Here is a 15,486-nt window from a genome sequence, read left to right on the forward strand (position 1 = left end):
GACACGACGGCGGGCCGCCGCTCCGTGGAGCGACGGCCCGCCGTCAGGTCAGGCCGAGCGGTCGAGCATCACTCGGTCGGAGCCGGCGTCCCTGCCGTCCCGGCACCCGACGCGCCGCCGTGCGTGCGGCGGCGGTTGCGCTGACGACGCGGACGTGAGGGAGCGCCCTCGGCCGAGGCGCCCGCAGCCGGAGCCTCGGTGCGCGGAGCCTGAACAGCGTCGGTGGAACCCGTGGACGAGTAGCGCTGTGCACCCTCGCCGGCGCGACCACCCTCGCGGCCGCCGGAACGCGAGCCGCTGCGCTCGCTGTCGCGGCCCCCCGAACGCCCGGCGTCGCGCGAGCCCGAACGGCCCGCGTCGCGGCCTGCGTCACGGCCGCCGCGCGACGGTGCACCGCCACGCTTGCCGGTCTCGCCCAGGTCCTCGAGCTTCTCGGCGTCCAGGCCCGCGCGGGTCTGCGCGGACTTGGGCAGGCGGCCCTTGGTGCCTTCGGGGATGTTGAGGTCCGTGTACAGGTGGGGGGACGTCGAGTACGTCTCGACGGGCTCCGGGATGTTCAGGTCCAGGGCCTTGTTGATGAGCGACCAGCGGGGCACGTCGTCCCAGTCGACGAACGTGACGGCCGTGCCCTTGTTGCCCGCGCGGCCGGTACGGCCCGTGCGGTGCAGGTAGGTCTTCTCGTCCTCGGGGCACTGGTAGTTCACGACGTGCGTGACGTCGTCGACGTCGATGCCGCGGGCTGCGACGTCGGTCGCGACGAGCACGTCGATCTTGCCCGAGCGGAATGCGCGCAGCGCCTGCTCGCGGGCGCCCTGGCCCAGGTCGCCGTGGATCGCGCCCGACGCGAAGCCGCGGTCCGCGAGCTCGTCGGCCACCTTGGCGGCCGTGCGCTTGGTGCGCGCGAACACGATCGTCAGACCGCGGCCCTCGGACTGGAGGATGCGCGCGAGGACCTCGACCTTGTCGAGCGCGTGCGCGCGGTAGACGACCTGCTTGATGTTCTTGACGGTCTGGCCGCCGTCGTCCGGGTCGTTGGCCCGGATGTGCGTCGGCTGCGTCATGTAGCGGCGCGCCATCGACACGACCGCGCCCGGCATGGTCGCCGAGAACAGCATCGTGTGGCGGGCCGCGGGCGTGCGCGAGAGGAGCTTCTCGACGTCAGGCAGGAAGCCCAGGTCGAGCATCTCGTCGGCCTCGTCGAGCACGACGCAGCGAGCGCGCGTGAGGTTGAGGTGCCCCTGGTTCATGAGGTCGATCATGCGACCCGGGGTACCGACGACGACCTCGACGCCCGCGTTGAGCGTCGCGATCTGCGGCTCGTAAGCACGGCCGCCGTAGAGCTGGATGATGCGGACGCTGCGCTTGGCCGACGCGGCCTCGAGGTCGCCGGCGACCTGGACGGCGAGCTCACGCGTCGGGACGATGACGAGCGCCTGCGGCTTGCCCGGGGCGGGGAGCTGGTCGAAGCCCTCCTCGCCCGGAGCGACGACGCGGTGCAGCAGCGGCACGCCGAAGCCGAGCGTCTTGCCTGTGCCGGTCTTGGCCTGGCCGATGATGTCGTGGCCCGACATCGCGACCGGCAGCGTCATGGCCTGGATGGGGAACGGGTGGGTGATGCCGGCGTCGGCCAGCGCCTCGACGATCTCCGGGCGGACGCCGAAGTCCGCGAAGGAGACGTCCTTGGCCTGGACGCTCGACGACAGCGTGCCCTGGACGTCGTCGGCAGGGGTCTCGACTGAGGGGAGGTCGAGCTCGGTGGGCTCGACGGGAGTTTCGGTGGTGGTCACTGGTGCCTCGTGGTTCTGATGTCTGGCGCGAGGCGCCGCACGTGCGTGATCGACCCGACGGTTCGGCGGGTCCACGATGCTCCGGGAAGTCCCAGGCAGGTACGGTCTCTCGCGCCTAGTGGCCGGCAGCCGATCGTGGGTATTCGCCGCGAGGACGTCGTCGGGGGTCGTCGGCCGTGAGGCGCGAACCCCGGTTCCGCCCGCGCGCACCGACCGAGGTCGGCGTCGTGCAGTGTCGTTCGCAAGTCTTTCGGCACGGGGTGGGGCTCAGGAGCACCCACCGGGGCCGGGGATTCGGACGACCGGGCAACCGATGTACCCACCCATAGTATCGGACTGCTCCCGCTGGACCCGTCATCACCCGTGTTGTCACGTTTCATGTCGCGGCCGGTGGTGGGCGCTCGACTATTCTGGCCGGATGAGCGAGCCCCAGCACCACGACCTGTCCGACGGTACGGCCAGGCTCGCGACCGACCGCGACGTGATCGGGCTCCTGGGCCTGATCGCCTACACCGAGCTCGCGACGTTCGGACGGCTGGCGGCCGACGCGGCGAACGCGCCGACCCTCGCGCAGCGCCACCAGCTCTCGCGGCACGCGGGCAAGATGCTCGCGCGGCACGAGCGGGTCCTGGAGCGCATCGCGGACCTGGGCGGTGACCCCGAGGCCGAGATGGGAGCCTTCGACGGCATCTTCGACGACTTCGAGAGCCGCACCCCGTCGAGCACCTGGTGGGAGGGCGTCCTCAAGGGGTACGTCGGGCACGGTGTGGCCGACGACTTCTGCCGCCTCGCCGCGGACGGGCTGGACGACGAGTCGCGCGACCTGGTCCTGGAGATCCTCTCGGACGGCGTCGACTCGGAGCGCTCGGCCACCGTCATCGCCGACGCCGCTGCCGCCGACCCCGTGCTCGCGTCCCGCCTCGCACTGTGGGGACGTCGCCTCGTGGGCGAGGCCCTGGGGCTCGTGCAGACGCTGCTCTCCGAGCGTGAGGGCCTGGGCCGGCTCCTCGCGGACGGCGCGGGACACCGCACCGAGGCGGGCACGCCCGGGGCTGCCGACGTGACCGGTACCGCCGCCGACCGGCAGGCCTGGGTGTTCTCCCAGCTCACGGCGGAGCACACGCGCCGGATGGGGCGGTTGGGCCTCGCGGCCTGAGCGGGAAACCCGGCCCGGGGCGTGTCCCCCCCTCGGAATGACGTGCGGCGGCGGAGTTGAGGATCAGCCAGCTCGGGTCCTTGACCTGCGGCGGGGCCGTCCCGGGACATGACGGCGCCCGCGCACACGACGGTCGCGATCGGGCATGACGTGGCGGGCCACGAGTTCAACTGACCGCGCGAGGTGCGTGGCGGGCGCCGTTTCGTGGATCGCCGCCCCACCCCGTCATGGGCCGTGCCGCGGCGTGCAGATGCCGGCTCTTCCCCCGGAGGGGGAGGAGGGGACTTGCCACTCAAAAGCCACCTGCCCTGTCGGTGTGGGGGTTTCGAGCGTACGGTCGAGGGGCGCGACCGAGTCAGGCAGCCGGCTCACCAGTCCTTTCTCTGAGGAGCCGTTCGGTATGGCGATCGAGAATCATGCAGGGCGTGTCCCTGTGGAGCATGTCGGCAACACGGCCCTTCGACTCACCGGGCAATGGCGGTACGAGCTGGCCACCGGGCGGTGGTGGTGGTCCGAGGAGACGTACCGCATCCACGGGTTCGAGCCGCACGAAGTAGTGCCGACCACCGCACTGGTCCTGGCGCACAAGCACCCGGCGGACCGCGAACGGTTTCGCGAGGTGTTCGAGACAGCGAAGCGCTCGGGCGTCCCGTTCCACAGCGTGCACCGCATCATGGATGCCCGCGGTCACGAGCGGATCGTGACCCTGGTCGGGCAAGGTCGTCTGGACCCCGACGCCGGTGGGGTGATCGAGCTCATGGGCTATTTCGTCGACACCACCGCCCCCGTCGCCCAGCGCGCCGAGGACCTGGCTGGTCAGCACATCCGGGCCGCGGCGTCGCACCGGGGGACGATCGAGCAGGCCAAGGGCATCTTGACCGTGACCCACGGGCTGACCATCGACGAGGCCTTCCAGCTGCTGCGGGGAACCTCGAACCAGCACAACGTGCCCGTGCGTGATCTAGCGGCGCGTCTGGTGACTCTGGGGCGGATCCTGCCGGTTGACGAGCACCGCCGGGACGCCGTGGACGAGTTCCTGCGCAATCCCGCCTAGGCCCCGTCGGCGTGTTCAGCATCGAGACGCCTGCCGAGCGGGCCGAGGTCATCGGGCCGGGCGCGCCGCTGGTCGTCCGGTACAGCGGAGGCCCGGAAACCGATGCGGCCGAGATCGGCTCGGTGACGAGAGCGGGTGCACGCTACGTGGCCCACCACGCCATCTTGCCGAGGGCGATCGCCATGCCTGGGTGCTCGCCGGTGCGATCGTCGGGCATGTCCTCGACTCGCCCACTGCATCTCTCTCGACTCGCACGCGATGCGTCGAGGGGACGGAGAGCACGGTCACGCGCGGGCGGGGTGCGTGCGAGCATTCTGGAACGTGCTGTGGACGAGCATGGAAGAGGTGCGCGATGAGCGGTCCGAGGCCGCAGAACACCATCCGGTTGCCCGTGAACGCCCAGCGCTGGTCCGCACTGACGTTCCTGCACTGGCCGGTCGCGCCCGCCGTGATCCAGGAACGGTTGCCGCGCGGACTGCACGTACAGACGTACGAGGGTGCCGCGTGGATCGGGCTGACCCCCTTCTTGATGCAGGACCTGCGCGTTCCGCCGCTGCCCGCGGTCCCCGGCTGGTCGACGTTCCCCGAGGTCAACCTGCGGACCTATGTCCGTCACGACGCCGGCACCGACGGGCTGTGGTTCCTCGGCCTGTGGTCCACACGTCGAGCGATGAATGCCGCGATGCGCACCATCGGGCTGCCCTATCACCGCACCGAGGCGACCATCCGGCCTGTGGGGGGTGGGCGCCTGTCCTACGACGCCCGCCCCGCCCGCCGCGCCATACCCCTGCGGCTGCGGGCGGCCGTCCACGCCGGAGAGCCGGTCCGCGGACCGACGGAGCTGGAGGGGAGGCTGACCGGCCGGTGGAACGCCTACACGGTCCGAGCCGGGCACGTGTGGCGGGTCCCGGTGACCCATCAGCCATGGCCCTTGCGGCGGGCCAGCCTTGACCACCTCGACACGGACGTCTTCGAGGTGATGGGCCTGCCGACTCCACAGGTCGAGCCGCTCGTGCACGTCTCGCCAGGCGTCGACACCGTGATCGGGCTACCTCGACCCGCGGCCTGCGACGTCACGGCCCCCAGCGAAGCCGCCTGAGTTCGCGGGGTGCCGTCGCGAGAGCGCGCACGACCCGTGTGCGCTCGCTCCTCGTCGCGAGGGAGGGCACCGGTTCCTGTCCTGCCAGTGGTCGCGCTTTCGGTTAGCGTGAAGGCGGGGTCGAGCCGAGGCGCCGTCGAACCACCGATGCATCCGGGCGCGCCCGCTCATGAGCGGTGTGCGCGTGCCTGCACCGGATGCGCCACAGGAGAACCATGATGACCACGACCAGCGCTGACGTCTGCTGCCACCTGGGGCTTGCGTCATGACCGCCATCGAGTCGCGGGGCGTCGACAGCGGACGTCTGCACGTCCCGGCCGCGCGCGGCCCTATAGGTGAGCAGCTGATCGAGACGCTCCGCCAGCCCCCGGACGCCACGGACGCCTCGGCCTTGCGCCAGACGGTCCGCGATCGACTTCGGGTGGCAGGTGGGTACGCCACGCAGGACGAGGACCTGCAGCACACGCTCCTGTGCCTGTACGAGCTGCACTACCGAGGGCTCGTGGGCGTGGACGACCGGTGGGAGTGGCACCCAGGCCTCCTGGCTGCGCGCGGGGTGCTGGAGGACCACTTCGAGGCCGACCTCCGTGCCCGGATCACGACCCCCGAGCTCGACCGCAGCGATGCCCGGTCGGTGGCCGAGGCCTTGTTCGCCATGACCGCCGACGATGGTGGCCCGAGCCTGTCGCGCTTCGCGGCGAAGAAGGCTACCGAGGAACAGCTGCGCGAGCTTCTTGTCCTTCGGTCGGTCTACCAGCTCAAGGAGGCCGATCCGCACACCTGGGCGATCCCGCGGCTCCGCGGGGCACCGAAGGCGGCACTCGTGGAGATCCAGGCCGACGAGTACGGCGACGGCCGCCCCGAGCGTATGCACTCCGCACTCTTCGCCCAGGCGATGCGCGGCCTGGGGCTGGACGACACGTACGGTGCCTACGTCGACCTCGTCCCGGCGTCGACGCTTGCCTCGCTGAACATGATGTCGATGTTCGGGCTGCACCGTCGGCTGCGTGGGGCGATCGTCGGTCACCTCGCCGCCTTCGAGATGACCTCGTCCATCCCCAACAAGCTGTACGGCAACGGGTTCCGCCGGTTGGGGCACGGTCCCACCACCACCCGGTACTTCGACGAGCATGTCGAGGCTGACGCGGTCCACGAACAGATCGCGGGTCGTGACCTGGCCGGACGCCTCGCCGCCCAGGAACCTGCTCTCCTGCCCGACATCCTCTTCGGAGCCGCTGCCTGCCTGGCGGTCGACGGCTGGGCCGGTGGGAACACCCTGGACGCCTGGGAGCACCAGGCCTCCGCACTGCGTTCCCCGGGCCCCGCATGACCACGCCTGCCGTGCCTGCCGCCGAGGCCGTCTACCTCCTTCCTCTGCGCTGGGACCAGCCCGACACTGGTGAGCTCACCAGCTATCTGGAGCGCCTCGTCAACTGGGTCGACGTTGTCGTGATCGACGGATCACCCCCCGACGTCTTCACCGCCCACCACGCCCGATGGTCCGGCTATCTCACCCACCGGGCGCCCCGTCCGGTAGATCCCGGCGAGAACGGCGAGGCCGTGGGTGTGGTCGACGGGCTGCGCGCCACCATCGCGCCGCGGGTCGTCATCGCCGATGACGACGTGCGCTACGACCAGCCAGGCCTCGAGCGTGTGGTGCACCTGCTCGACGACGTAGACCTGGTCCGTCCACAGAACTTCTTCCGGCCCCTGCCCTGGCACGCCCGCTGGGACACCGCCCGGATGCTGATCAACCGGGCCACCGGCGGCGACTATCCCGGCACGTTGGCCCTGCGGCGCCAGGTGCTGCCCCGCGGGTACGACACGCACGTCCTGTTCGAGAACCTCGAGCTCATCCGCACTGCGCGCGCTGCAGGAGGGCGAGAACTGCGCGCCCACGACCTGTTCGTGGAACGTCACCCACCCTCGACCACCCGCTTCTTCTCGCAACGCGTCCGCCAGGCCTACGACAGCCAGGCTCAGCCCCTCCGGCTGGTGATCGAGCTCGCGCTGCTCCCGGTGATCATCTGGGCCACGCGGCGGCCACGACGCCTGGTCGCGCTGGCGGCCGCCACTGTGCTCATCGCTGAACGCGGGCGACGGAGGACCGGGAGCACCGCACGGTTCGCGTGGCTGTGCAGCGCACTTGCCCCGGCCTGGGTCGTGGAACGGGCTGCGTGCTCATGGGCGGCGCTGGCGTACCGGGCAGCTGGCGGGATCGGATATGCGGGAACACGGCTGCGGACAGCAGCCCACTCAGAGCGATGGATCCGAACGCACGTACTCGCCGGACTCACCCCCCTGGCGCCCGTCCCAGCAGGACAGGAGAGCCATGCGCGATGAGCCCACGCCGGACGGCGAGGCGCTGCTGGTCACGCTGTGCCCCGACGGGCCCCTCCTCGTTCGCGGCCGACCGACCATCGTCGATGCGGACGGCAACCCGATCGAACCCAGACGGGGCACCGTGGCCCTCTGCCGCTGCGGCGCGTCCGCGATCAAGCCGTTCTGTGACGGAACCCACAAGGTCAACGGATTCCGCTCCGACGACTAGACGCGGATGTCATCTTGCACCGCGCGTCCCGCGTCACGGATTCTCGTCGCGGACGTCGGTGGTGGTCGAGTCCTGCCCAGGCTGGGTCGTGTGGCGCCTGGCACGTGCCTGGGACACCTCTCCTCGGCGGTCTGCGTCGCCGTAGACCTGGGCGAGCGGCCCCGGATCGGGGGCGACCTCTTCCATGGCCACGACCTCGGGGTGGTGCAGGTCGAACGCCGGGGCCTCGGAGCGGATGCGGGGAAGCGACGTGAAGTTGTGCCGCGGGGGTGGGCAGGGGGTGGCCCACTCGAGGGAGCGTCCGTAGCCCCAGGGGTCGTCCACGGTGACCTTGGGCGCGTTGCGCCAGGTCGTGTAGACGTTCCAGAGGAACGGCAGGGTCGAGGCGGCGAGCAGGAAGGCACCGATGGTCGAGACCTGGTGCATCCATGTGAAGCCCTCCTCCGGCATGTAGTCCGCGTACCGGCGGGGCATACCGGCCACGCCCAGCCAGTGGTGGATCAGGAAGGTGGCGTGGAAGCCGATGAAGAGCATCCAGAAGTGGATCTTGCCGAGCTTCTCGTCGAGCATCTTGCCGGTGAACTTGGGCCACCAGAAGTAGAAGCCGGCGAACATCGCGAACACGACGGTGCCGAAGACCACGTAGTGGAAGTGCGCCACGACGAAGTAGGAGTCGGTGACGTGCCAGTCCATCGCGGGACTGGACAGGATGATCCCCGTGAGGCCACCGAAGAGGAAGGTCACGAGGAAGCCGATCGACCAGAGCATGGGCGTCTCGAACGTGAGCCTGCCCCGCCACATGGTGCCGATCCAGTTGAAGAACTTCACACCGGTCGGGACCGCGATGAGCATGGTCATGAACGCGAAGAACGGCAGCAGCACGGCGCCGGTCGCGTACATGTGGTGCGCCCACACGGTCATCGACAGCGCGGCGATCGCGATGGTCGCGAACACGATGCCTTTGTACCCGAACAGGGGCTTACGGCTGAACACCGGCAGGATCTCCGAGACGATGCCGAAGAACGGCAGCGCGATGATGTAGACCTCGGGGTGACCGAAGAACCAGAAGAGGTGCTGCCACAGCAGCGCCCCACCGTTCTCGGGGTTGTAGATCTGCGCTCCCAGGCGGCGGTCCGCCGCCAGACCGAAGAGCGCCGCCGCGAGAACCGGGAAGGCCATCAGGACCAGCAGGCTCGTGACGAGCGTGTTCCAGGTGAACACGGGCATGCGGAACATCGTCATGCCCGGAGCTCGCATCGTGACGATCGTCGTCACGAAGTTGACGGCCCCCAGGATGGTGCCGAAGCCGGCCATCGCGAGGCCCAGGACCCACAGGTCGCCCCCGGGTCCCGGGGTGAAAGTCGCTGCCGACAACGGTGCGTAGGCGAACCAGCCGAAGGATGCGGCTCCCTGAGGAGTGAGGAACCCGGCTGAGGCGATGAGCCCGCCGAACAGGAAGAGCCAGAACGAGAGCATGTTCAGTCGCGGGAACGCGACGTCGGGTGCACCGATCTGCAGCGGCATGATCGCATTGGCAAACCCAGCGAACAGAGGGGTGGCGAACAGCAGCATCATGATCGTGCCGTGCATCGTGAAGAGCTGGTTGTACTGCTCTTTGCTCTGCACGATCTGGATGCCGGGCTCGAAGAGCTCGGCACGGATCACGAGGGCCATGAGGCCACCGATGCAGAAGAAGATGAACGACGCGACCAGGTACATGTACCCGATCGTCTTGTGATCGGTCGATGTCACCCACGACACGACGGCCCGCAGTGCTGAGCGGCGGGGGGCAGGACGTGTGGGTGTGTGCCGTGCGGTTGCCGTGCTGACCATTGCCGGGACCTCCGGGCGACGTCGCGCTACATCGCGCGGCCGAGCGATCGGCTCGCTTCTTGGGCCTCATCCGACGGTAGCGCAACCTGCGGAACCACGGGTCGGCGGGTGACCACGAGGACCGGCGGAGACGACGATGCGGGCCGCCGTCCTCGAGGCTGGCCTGCCCGCGCCGCCATCGACCAAGGGTCCCGGAGCCGTACCGGGGACCGGCGCCGATGGTCGTTCAGATGGTGAGTGGCCCCAAGCAGGGCGAGCGTGAGGCATGCGAGGGCCGCGGCTCTCGACCGGTGGTGCCGGGGTCTCATGAAGCGGGAACCGGCACCACCTGCCCCCGGGACCGATCCGTGGCCCAGCTCGCCACAGCCTGTTCGCCGAGGCTGGGCCCGTCAAGCACACCTGCCGACTTGGATGAGGGGTGCGCCCCAGTGGCGAGCGGCGCCGATGAGCCTATCGTCAGGACAGGTCAAGAAAGTGGCCGCACCGGGAGCCTTGCCGACGCACCGGGCCGCCAGACCTGTTCCCGTGGTTGGTGGCCGACAAGACTCACCCCCTCACCGCATCCTTGCCGAGCTCTGTCTCGGTATCGGTCGATGAGGAGATCCCATGGGAGAAGTCCATGAGCGAGAGCCAATTCCCCAACCGGACGCCATCGGGCGTCAGCGTCCCCGCCACGCACCAGAGCACCCCCGAAGCAGAGCCACACCAGGGTGAGACGAGCCCGGGTCTCCAGGATCGGGCGAAGGACACCGCATCCCAGGCCGCGCACTCGCTCGGAGACATCGCACACGATGCTCGAGAAAAGGCGTCCGACGTGGCCGGAACAGCCACGAAGCAGGTCAGGAGCCTCGCGGACCAGGCCCGGTCCGAGCTCGACGCGCAGGCCCAGTCCCAGCAGAAGCGAGCCGCGGAGGGTCTGCGTGCGCTGAGCACCGAGCTCTCGGGCATGGCAAGCAACAGCCAGGACCCGGGGTATGCCACGGACCTCGTCCAGCAGGCCTCCCGGACGACCGATCGCGTCGCGACCTGGCTGGACGATCGAGACCCCGGCTCGGTCGTCCGGGAGGTCAAGGACTTCGCGCGCCGCCGCCCCGGGCTGTTCATCGCCCTCGCCGCGGGGGCAGGCATCCTGGTCGGCCGCCTCGCGCGGGGGATCAAGGACGCCCCGCCGTCTGAGCGGACACCGACCGAGGACACCCAGGGCCCCTCGGCAGACACTCGGGGACCCTCGACGTCCGGCACGCCGTCGGCGGCGCCGACGGACGACCTCACCGGGGCCCACAGCGCTGGCTGGGCACCCGAGGAGAGCCCCCTGAGCAACGGGACCTCGGGATCTTCACCGACCTACGCCGCATCCGAGCCTGTCGCGAAGCATGGTGAGACCGATGTCGAACGCCTCTGACCCTGGAACCTGGGCGCCGGCGCCTGACGTGCCGGGTCCTGACGGTCGGCATCGCGATGAGACCACCCCTCCTGCGGGGGCACAGGCAAGTGTCGGCGAGCTCTTCGCCGAGGTCACACGGGATATCTCGACCCTGCTGCGCCAGGAGGTCGAGCTCGCCAAGGCCGAGGCCACAGCATCGGCCCGACGGGCTGGCAAGGGCGCCGGGATGCTCGCCGGGGCAGGGGTCGCCGGCCACATGGTCCTGGTCTTCTTGTCCATCGCGTCGTGGTGGGCGCTGGGCACCCAGATCGGCAACGGATGGTCCGCACTGGTCGTGGCCGCCATCTGGGCGGTCGTCGCTGCCGTCCTCGCCCTCGTCGGCCGGTCCGAGATGAAGAAGGTCACCGGCCTTCCCGAGACCGTCGACTCCGTGAAGAAGATCCCCCATGCACTGCAAGGACACGAGGAGAAGAACTCATGAGCACCGACCCGGAACAGCTCAGGAACGAGATCGAGCAGACCCGCACCGACCTGAGCAACGACGTGGACGCGCTCGGCGACAAGGTCAACCCCACGCACATCGCCCGCCGGCAGACCGACCGCGTCCGACGCTCGTTCACCTCTGTCAAGGACAAGGTGATGGGGGCCTCTGACACGGCAGTGCACTCGACGACCGGCGCGGCGGCCTCGGTGGCCGACGGTGCCCGCGGGGCTGTCGGAACGGCCTCGGACGGCGTGTCGTCAGCGGCCTCGTCCGTGCGCGACCGGGCCGAGGGCAACCCGCTGGCCGTGGGCCTCGTGGCGTTCGGGGTGGGGCTCGTGGTCGCGAGCCTGCTGCCCTCCAGCCAGACCGAGCAACGCGCGGCCGGCCGCGTCCAGGACGCCGCCGCTCCGCTCGTCGACGATGCCAAGGAAGCAGCGAGCACCCTCGCGGAGAACCTCAAGGAGCCCGCGCAGGAGGGCGCGCACGCAGTCCAGGAAGCGGCCAAGGACGCAGCAGGTGCAGTGGCCGAGGAAGGCAAGGCGGCAGCAGCCGACGTCCGTTCAACCGCGCGCGACGACTGAGCACTCCAAGAAGTCAGGGCGCCGACGGCGCACTGCGCTCCACAAGCCCCCGAGAGGTCGATCGACCCCGTCCGGGCGCACGGTGGAGGTCCACATCGGTTTCACCGAGGAGGCACGAGATGTATCTGCACGTGCAGCGACTGATCAACGACATCGTGGCCGACGAGCCGGACCCTGCGGCGGCGAACGCGCTCCAGGAAGGGTTGGGAGGGCAGTTCGGGGAGATGCGCACGATGATGCAGTACCTCTTCCAGAGCATCAACTTCCGTGGTCCGACGGGCAAGCCCTACCGGGACCTGTTGCAGGGGATAGGGACCGAGGAGATCAGCCACGTCGAGCTGATCGGCACGACCATCGCCCGCCTGCTCGACGGTTCGCCCCGGTACAACGGGAAGAAGACCGACCCGCTGGACACACCCGGTGCCCGGGGCAAGACTCCGCTGGACCTGGCCCTGGGCGAGGGGAACATCCACCACTACCTCGTCGCCTCGCAGGGTGCCCTGCCGGTGGACGCGGCGGGCAACCCGTGGAGCGGGAGCTACGTCTACAACTCGGGGAACCTGGTGCTGGACCTGCTGTACAACCTGATGCTCGAGTCGACCGGGCGCCTGCAGAAGTGTCGGATCTACGAGATGACGGACAACAAGACGGCGCGCTCGACGATCGCGTACCTGATCGTGCGCGACCAGGCGCACGAGAACGCGTACGCCAAGGCACTGGAGACCCTGGGCGTGGACTGGGGCAAGGTCCTGCCGATCCCCAAGACGAACGCGGAGAAGTTCCCCGAGGTCAAGAAGCTCGTCGACCTGGGGCTGCAGTCCAAGCAGTACACGTTCGACCTCGAGGGTGCCTCGGAGGCCGGGCGCATCTTCCAGGGCATGTCGCCCTCCAACGACGGGACCGAGCTCGACGGGACCGAACAGGCACCCCCGGGGGTTCCCTCGACCATCGCCGTGGAGCGCCCCGAGGAGTTCTCCCCGGGGCTCGACCCCGAGCTGCTGGCCCTCATCCAGGCCACCGCAGACCTCGAGATGGCCGAAGCGGCCGACCCCCTGTTCGCCCCGACCAGCAAGGCCTAGCGCGTAGCGCCAGGCTGGCGTCGGGCGACGTCGTCGCGACGTCGCCCGACGCCAGCGGCGCAGGGCCTGCGAGCGAGCAGACTCTCAGAGGGGAGCGCGGAGCGACGTCAGTGACGTGCGGATGTGTCGGCAGTCTGGTTCCGGGTGGCCCTGCGTCCACCAGCAGCCGAGGGTGCAGTTGGTGCCGCAGCGGTGATGACGAACCACGCATCGATCGGGGACGACGAGGGCGGGGCCCCGGCTGTGCCAGCCGGGCCCCGCCCGTGTCCTGCACGCGTCGTCCGCGAGTCGTCAGAGCGAGCCGAAGCCCACCCGACGCTGCTCCTCGGTGCCGATCTCGACGTAGCCGATCGACGCCGTCGGGACGATGACGCGGCGTCCGCGCGAGTCGAGCAGCTCGAGGGCCGGACCGCCGGCCAGAGCGGCGGAGACGGCGGCGGCCACGGCCTCCGTGGTCTCCTCCGTCTCGATCACGAGCTCGCGGGCCAAGTTCTGCACACCGATGGTGACTTCCACGTGATTCTCCTTCGCGAGCGTCGCCTGCGGGTGATCCCGCCGGCCACTGGTCGACAACTCCTCCGATACTAACGAGATTCCCGGACGCCCCGGGCGCTCCCGCGCTGGTGGAGGCGGGTGAGGGGCCCGACCGGTGTCAGCGGTCGCGGCGCAGCATCCCGTGGACCCCGCGCCACGCGAGCGCGGGCACGAGCCGGGTGAGCTCCTCGCTCGTCACGTCGGTGCCGGCGCGCGCGGCCTCGCCCGCGGCGTTGCGCGCGATCGCGGTGCACGTGCGCGCGACGACGAGCGCCTCGTGCTCGGTGAGCGACGTCAGGCGGCCGAGGACGCGGGCGAACTCGCGGGCGTTGACCTCGTCGGGCTCGAGCACGCGGGCGCGGACGCCGGGGTCGCGCATGACGTCGGACTCGAACAGGAGACCCGCGGACGGGCCGGCGGTCCGCGCGTAGTCGACGTACGCCCGCACGATGGCCTCGATCACGGCGAGCCCGTCCACGGCGAGCGCGTCGACGTCGGTGGGGGAGGTGCCCGGTGGTGCGGACCGGAACGGTGCGAGGACGGTGCGGACCGAGTCCACGAGCGCCACGCCCTGCTGGTCGACGAGCGCGAGGTACAGGTCGAGCTTGGAGGGGAAGTGCCGGTAGAGGACGGGCTTGCTGACCCCGGCGCCGTCGGCGATGTCGTCCATCGTGATGTGGTGGTAGCCGTGGTCGGAGAACAGGCGTTCGGCGATCGTGAGCAGCTGCACACGCCGTTCGCCCTTGGGCATGCGTGCGCGGACGGAACCGGGCATTCTCTGCTTCTCTGCGACCCCCGACATGCCGCGATAGTACGGGCAGCGCAGAGGTGGTGCGGCGGGCGATGCGATCATGGACACGTGAATGCACCAGGAGCGCCCGTCGACGGTTGGAGGGGCCCTCTGGGGGATCGTCCGGTGGAGGGTGAAGACCCAGGTCAGGCGGCTTTTCCCGGCCCGACGGCGGCGCGCCCGTCGCGTGCTGCACGCGCCCGGGCGAGGCTCGGGAGCGCACGTCGGCGCGGGATGCGCCGCGGTCCGGCGGCAGCGTTCGTCGTGGCCGGTGTCCTGGGCGGGCTCGGGGCCGGCGTCCTCGGGGTGGGTTCGCTGATCCCCGGCGCCCCGACCGGTCCCGTGGCCCCTGCGGCCTCCGGTGCGACGGACCGCGCAGGGGGCGACGGCGTCGGGCAGGAGGGCGCGGCGCCCGAGGCGAGCGCCGGTTCCGCGGCGGGCGGTACCGCCAGCACGGACGGCGCGGCCGATGCGCGCTCGGAGGACCCCGCGAGCCGTTCGGTCCGCGACCCGCTCGTCGGCCTCGACGGTCCGGGGTCGCTGCCGCTGCCCCTCGAGCGGGTCGTCGAGGAGGGGTCGGGGCTGGTCGGCCGGGAGGTCGTGCCGGACCTCGGCGGAGCCTTGACGATCGTGCCCGCCGAGGTGCCGGCGCCCGGGGCGGGGACGGTCCGGCGTGTGCGTGTCGAGGTCGAGCAGGGGCTGCCCGTGGACGGCGAGACGTTCGCGGCCGCCGTGCTCGCGACGCTCAACGACCCGCGGGGCTGGAGCGCGGTGGACGGCGTGACGTTCGCGCGGACCGGGGGCGACGCGGACATCCGTGTGGTCCTGGCGAGCCCTGCGACGACCGACCGGCTGTGCGCGCCGCTCCAGACCGAGGGGGCTTACTCGTGCGGTGTGACCGGCGCCGCGATCCTCAACTTCTCGCGCTGGGTGAACGGCGCGACCGACTTCGGGCAGGACCTGCCGCTGTACCGGCAGTACCTGGTGAACCACGAGGTCGGGCACGTGCTGGGGCACCGGCACGTGAGCTGCCCCGCGCCGGGGGCGCTCGCGCCCGTCATGGTCCAGCAGTCGATGTCGACCGAGGGGTGCCTGCCGAACGGGTGGCCGACGCTCTAGCGGCGTTCGCGACCCTGGTCGCCGGGGCGGCCTGG

Annotated in this window: 15 protein-coding genes; 11 read left to right on the plus strand and 4 right to left on the minus strand. The window is 70.6% G+C overall.

Annotated features, from left to right (window positions below; all coding sequences use genetic code 11):
• Nucleotides 1-68 precede the first annotated feature (68 nt).
• A complete protein-coding gene (locus ACZDYF_RS04075; protein WP_475053745.1) occupies nucleotides 69-1,787 on the minus strand; it encodes a DEAD/DEAH box helicase in 1,719 nt (572 codons plus the stop codon).
• Nucleotides 1,788-2,205: 418 nt separating this feature from the next.
• On the opposite strand from ACZDYF_RS04075, the gene ACZDYF_RS04080 reads away from it, so the two are divergent.
• From ACZDYF_RS04080 to ACZDYF_RS04105, 6 genes are all read left to right on the plus strand, one after another.
• Nucleotides 2,206-2,943, plus strand: a complete 738-nt coding sequence (locus ACZDYF_RS04080) for a ferritin-like fold-containing protein (RefSeq protein WP_204808162.1) — start codon at nucleotides 2,206-2,208, stop codon at nucleotides 2,941-2,943.
• A 400-nt stretch (nucleotides 2,944-3,343) separates the two neighbouring features.
• Nucleotides 3,344-3,997 (plus strand): PAS and ANTAR domain-containing protein, encoded by a 654-nt coding sequence (locus ACZDYF_RS04085; protein ID WP_475053748.1) that lies wholly within the window; start codon nucleotides 3,344-3,346, stop codon nucleotides 3,995-3,997.
• 352 nt (nucleotides 3,998-4,349) lie between these two features.
• Nucleotides 4,350-5,096, plus strand: coding sequence for a YqjF family protein (locus ACZDYF_RS04090; protein WP_475053752.1), 747 nt, complete (start codon nucleotides 4,350-4,352; stop codon nucleotides 5,094-5,096).
• 265 nt (nucleotides 5,097-5,361) lie between these two features.
• A complete protein-coding gene (locus ACZDYF_RS04095) occupies nucleotides 5,362-6,426 on the plus strand; it encodes an iron-containing redox enzyme family protein (protein WP_475053755.1) in 1,065 nt (354 codons plus the stop codon).
• Nucleotides 6,423-7,439 carry a glycosyltransferase family 2 protein gene (locus ACZDYF_RS04100; protein WP_475053759.1) on the plus strand — a complete coding sequence of 339 codons (1,017 nt, stop codon included), beginning with the start codon at nucleotides 6,423-6,425 and terminating at the stop codon, nucleotides 7,437-7,439. Before ACZDYF_RS04095 ends, ACZDYF_RS04100 begins: the two co-directional genes overlap by 4 nt.
• On the plus strand, nucleotides 7,429-7,647 hold the full coding sequence (locus ACZDYF_RS04105; RefSeq protein ID WP_475053762.1) for a CDGSH iron-sulfur domain-containing protein: 219 nt from the start codon (nucleotides 7,429-7,431) through the stop codon (nucleotides 7,645-7,647). The genes ACZDYF_RS04100 and ACZDYF_RS04105 overlap by 11 nt, the downstream gene beginning before the upstream one ends.
• Before the next feature lie 33 nt (nucleotides 7,648-7,680).
• Here ACZDYF_RS04105 and ctaD read toward each other — a convergent pair whose 3' ends face one another.
• Nucleotides 7,681-9,480 carry an aa3-type cytochrome oxidase subunit I gene (gene ctaD / locus ACZDYF_RS04110; protein ID WP_475053766.1) on the minus strand — a complete coding sequence of 600 codons (1,800 nt, stop codon included), beginning with the start codon at nucleotides 9,478-9,480 and terminating at the stop codon, nucleotides 7,681-7,683.
• 814 nt (nucleotides 9,481-10,294) lie between these two features.
• Here ctaD and ACZDYF_RS04115 point away from each other — a divergent pair.
• The 4 genes from ACZDYF_RS04115 (at nucleotide 10,295) to ACZDYF_RS04130 (ending at nucleotide 13,008) form a co-directional block, all read left to right on the plus strand.
• The gene (locus tag ACZDYF_RS04115; protein WP_475053769.1) at nucleotides 10,295-10,882 is read left to right on the plus strand and encodes a hypothetical protein; all 588 of its coding nucleotides are present in this window, start codon (nucleotides 10,295-10,297) and stop codon (nucleotides 10,880-10,882) included.
• Nucleotides 10,866-11,345 carry a phage holin family protein gene (locus ACZDYF_RS04120; protein WP_475053771.1) on the plus strand — a complete coding sequence of 160 codons (480 nt, stop codon included), beginning with the start codon at nucleotides 10,866-10,868 and terminating at the stop codon, nucleotides 11,343-11,345. Before ACZDYF_RS04115 ends, ACZDYF_RS04120 begins: the two co-directional genes overlap by 17 nt.
• On the plus strand, nucleotides 11,342-11,929 hold the full coding sequence (locus ACZDYF_RS04125) for a DUF3618 domain-containing protein (RefSeq protein ID WP_475053774.1): 588 nt from the start codon (nucleotides 11,342-11,344) through the stop codon (nucleotides 11,927-11,929). Before ACZDYF_RS04120 ends, ACZDYF_RS04125 begins: the two co-directional genes overlap by 4 nt.
• A gap of 119 nt (nucleotides 11,930-12,048) precedes the next feature.
• Complete coding sequence (locus tag ACZDYF_RS04130; RefSeq protein ID WP_475053776.1) at nucleotides 12,049-13,008, plus strand: manganese catalase family protein; 960 nt, start codon at nucleotides 12,049-12,051, stop codon at nucleotides 13,006-13,008.
• A 291-nt stretch (nucleotides 13,009-13,299) separates the two neighbouring features.
• Here the strand turns inward: ACZDYF_RS04130 and ACZDYF_RS04135 are convergent, their stop codons facing one another.
• Nucleotides 13,300-13,524, minus strand: a complete 225-nt coding sequence (locus tag ACZDYF_RS04135; protein ID WP_030150741.1) for a DUF3107 domain-containing protein — start codon at nucleotides 13,522-13,524, stop codon at nucleotides 13,300-13,302.
• 136 nt (nucleotides 13,525-13,660) lie between these two features.
• The gene (locus ACZDYF_RS04140) at nucleotides 13,661-14,317 is read right to left on the minus strand and encodes a TetR/AcrR family transcriptional regulator (RefSeq protein WP_191789368.1); all 657 of its coding nucleotides are present in this window, start codon (nucleotides 14,315-14,317) and stop codon (nucleotides 13,661-13,663) included.
• A gap of 249 nt (nucleotides 14,318-14,566) precedes the next feature.
• On the opposite strand from ACZDYF_RS04140, the gene ACZDYF_RS04145 reads away from it, so the two are divergent.
• Nucleotides 14,567-15,451: a DUF3152 domain-containing protein gene (locus ACZDYF_RS04145; protein WP_204808167.1), complete on the plus strand. Its 885-nt coding sequence runs from the start codon at nucleotides 14,567-14,569 to the stop codon at nucleotides 15,449-15,451.
• Nucleotides 15,452-15,486: the final 35 nt, after the last annotated feature.

It is taken from the genome of Oerskovia sp. PE-21s, from assembly GCF_056158145.1.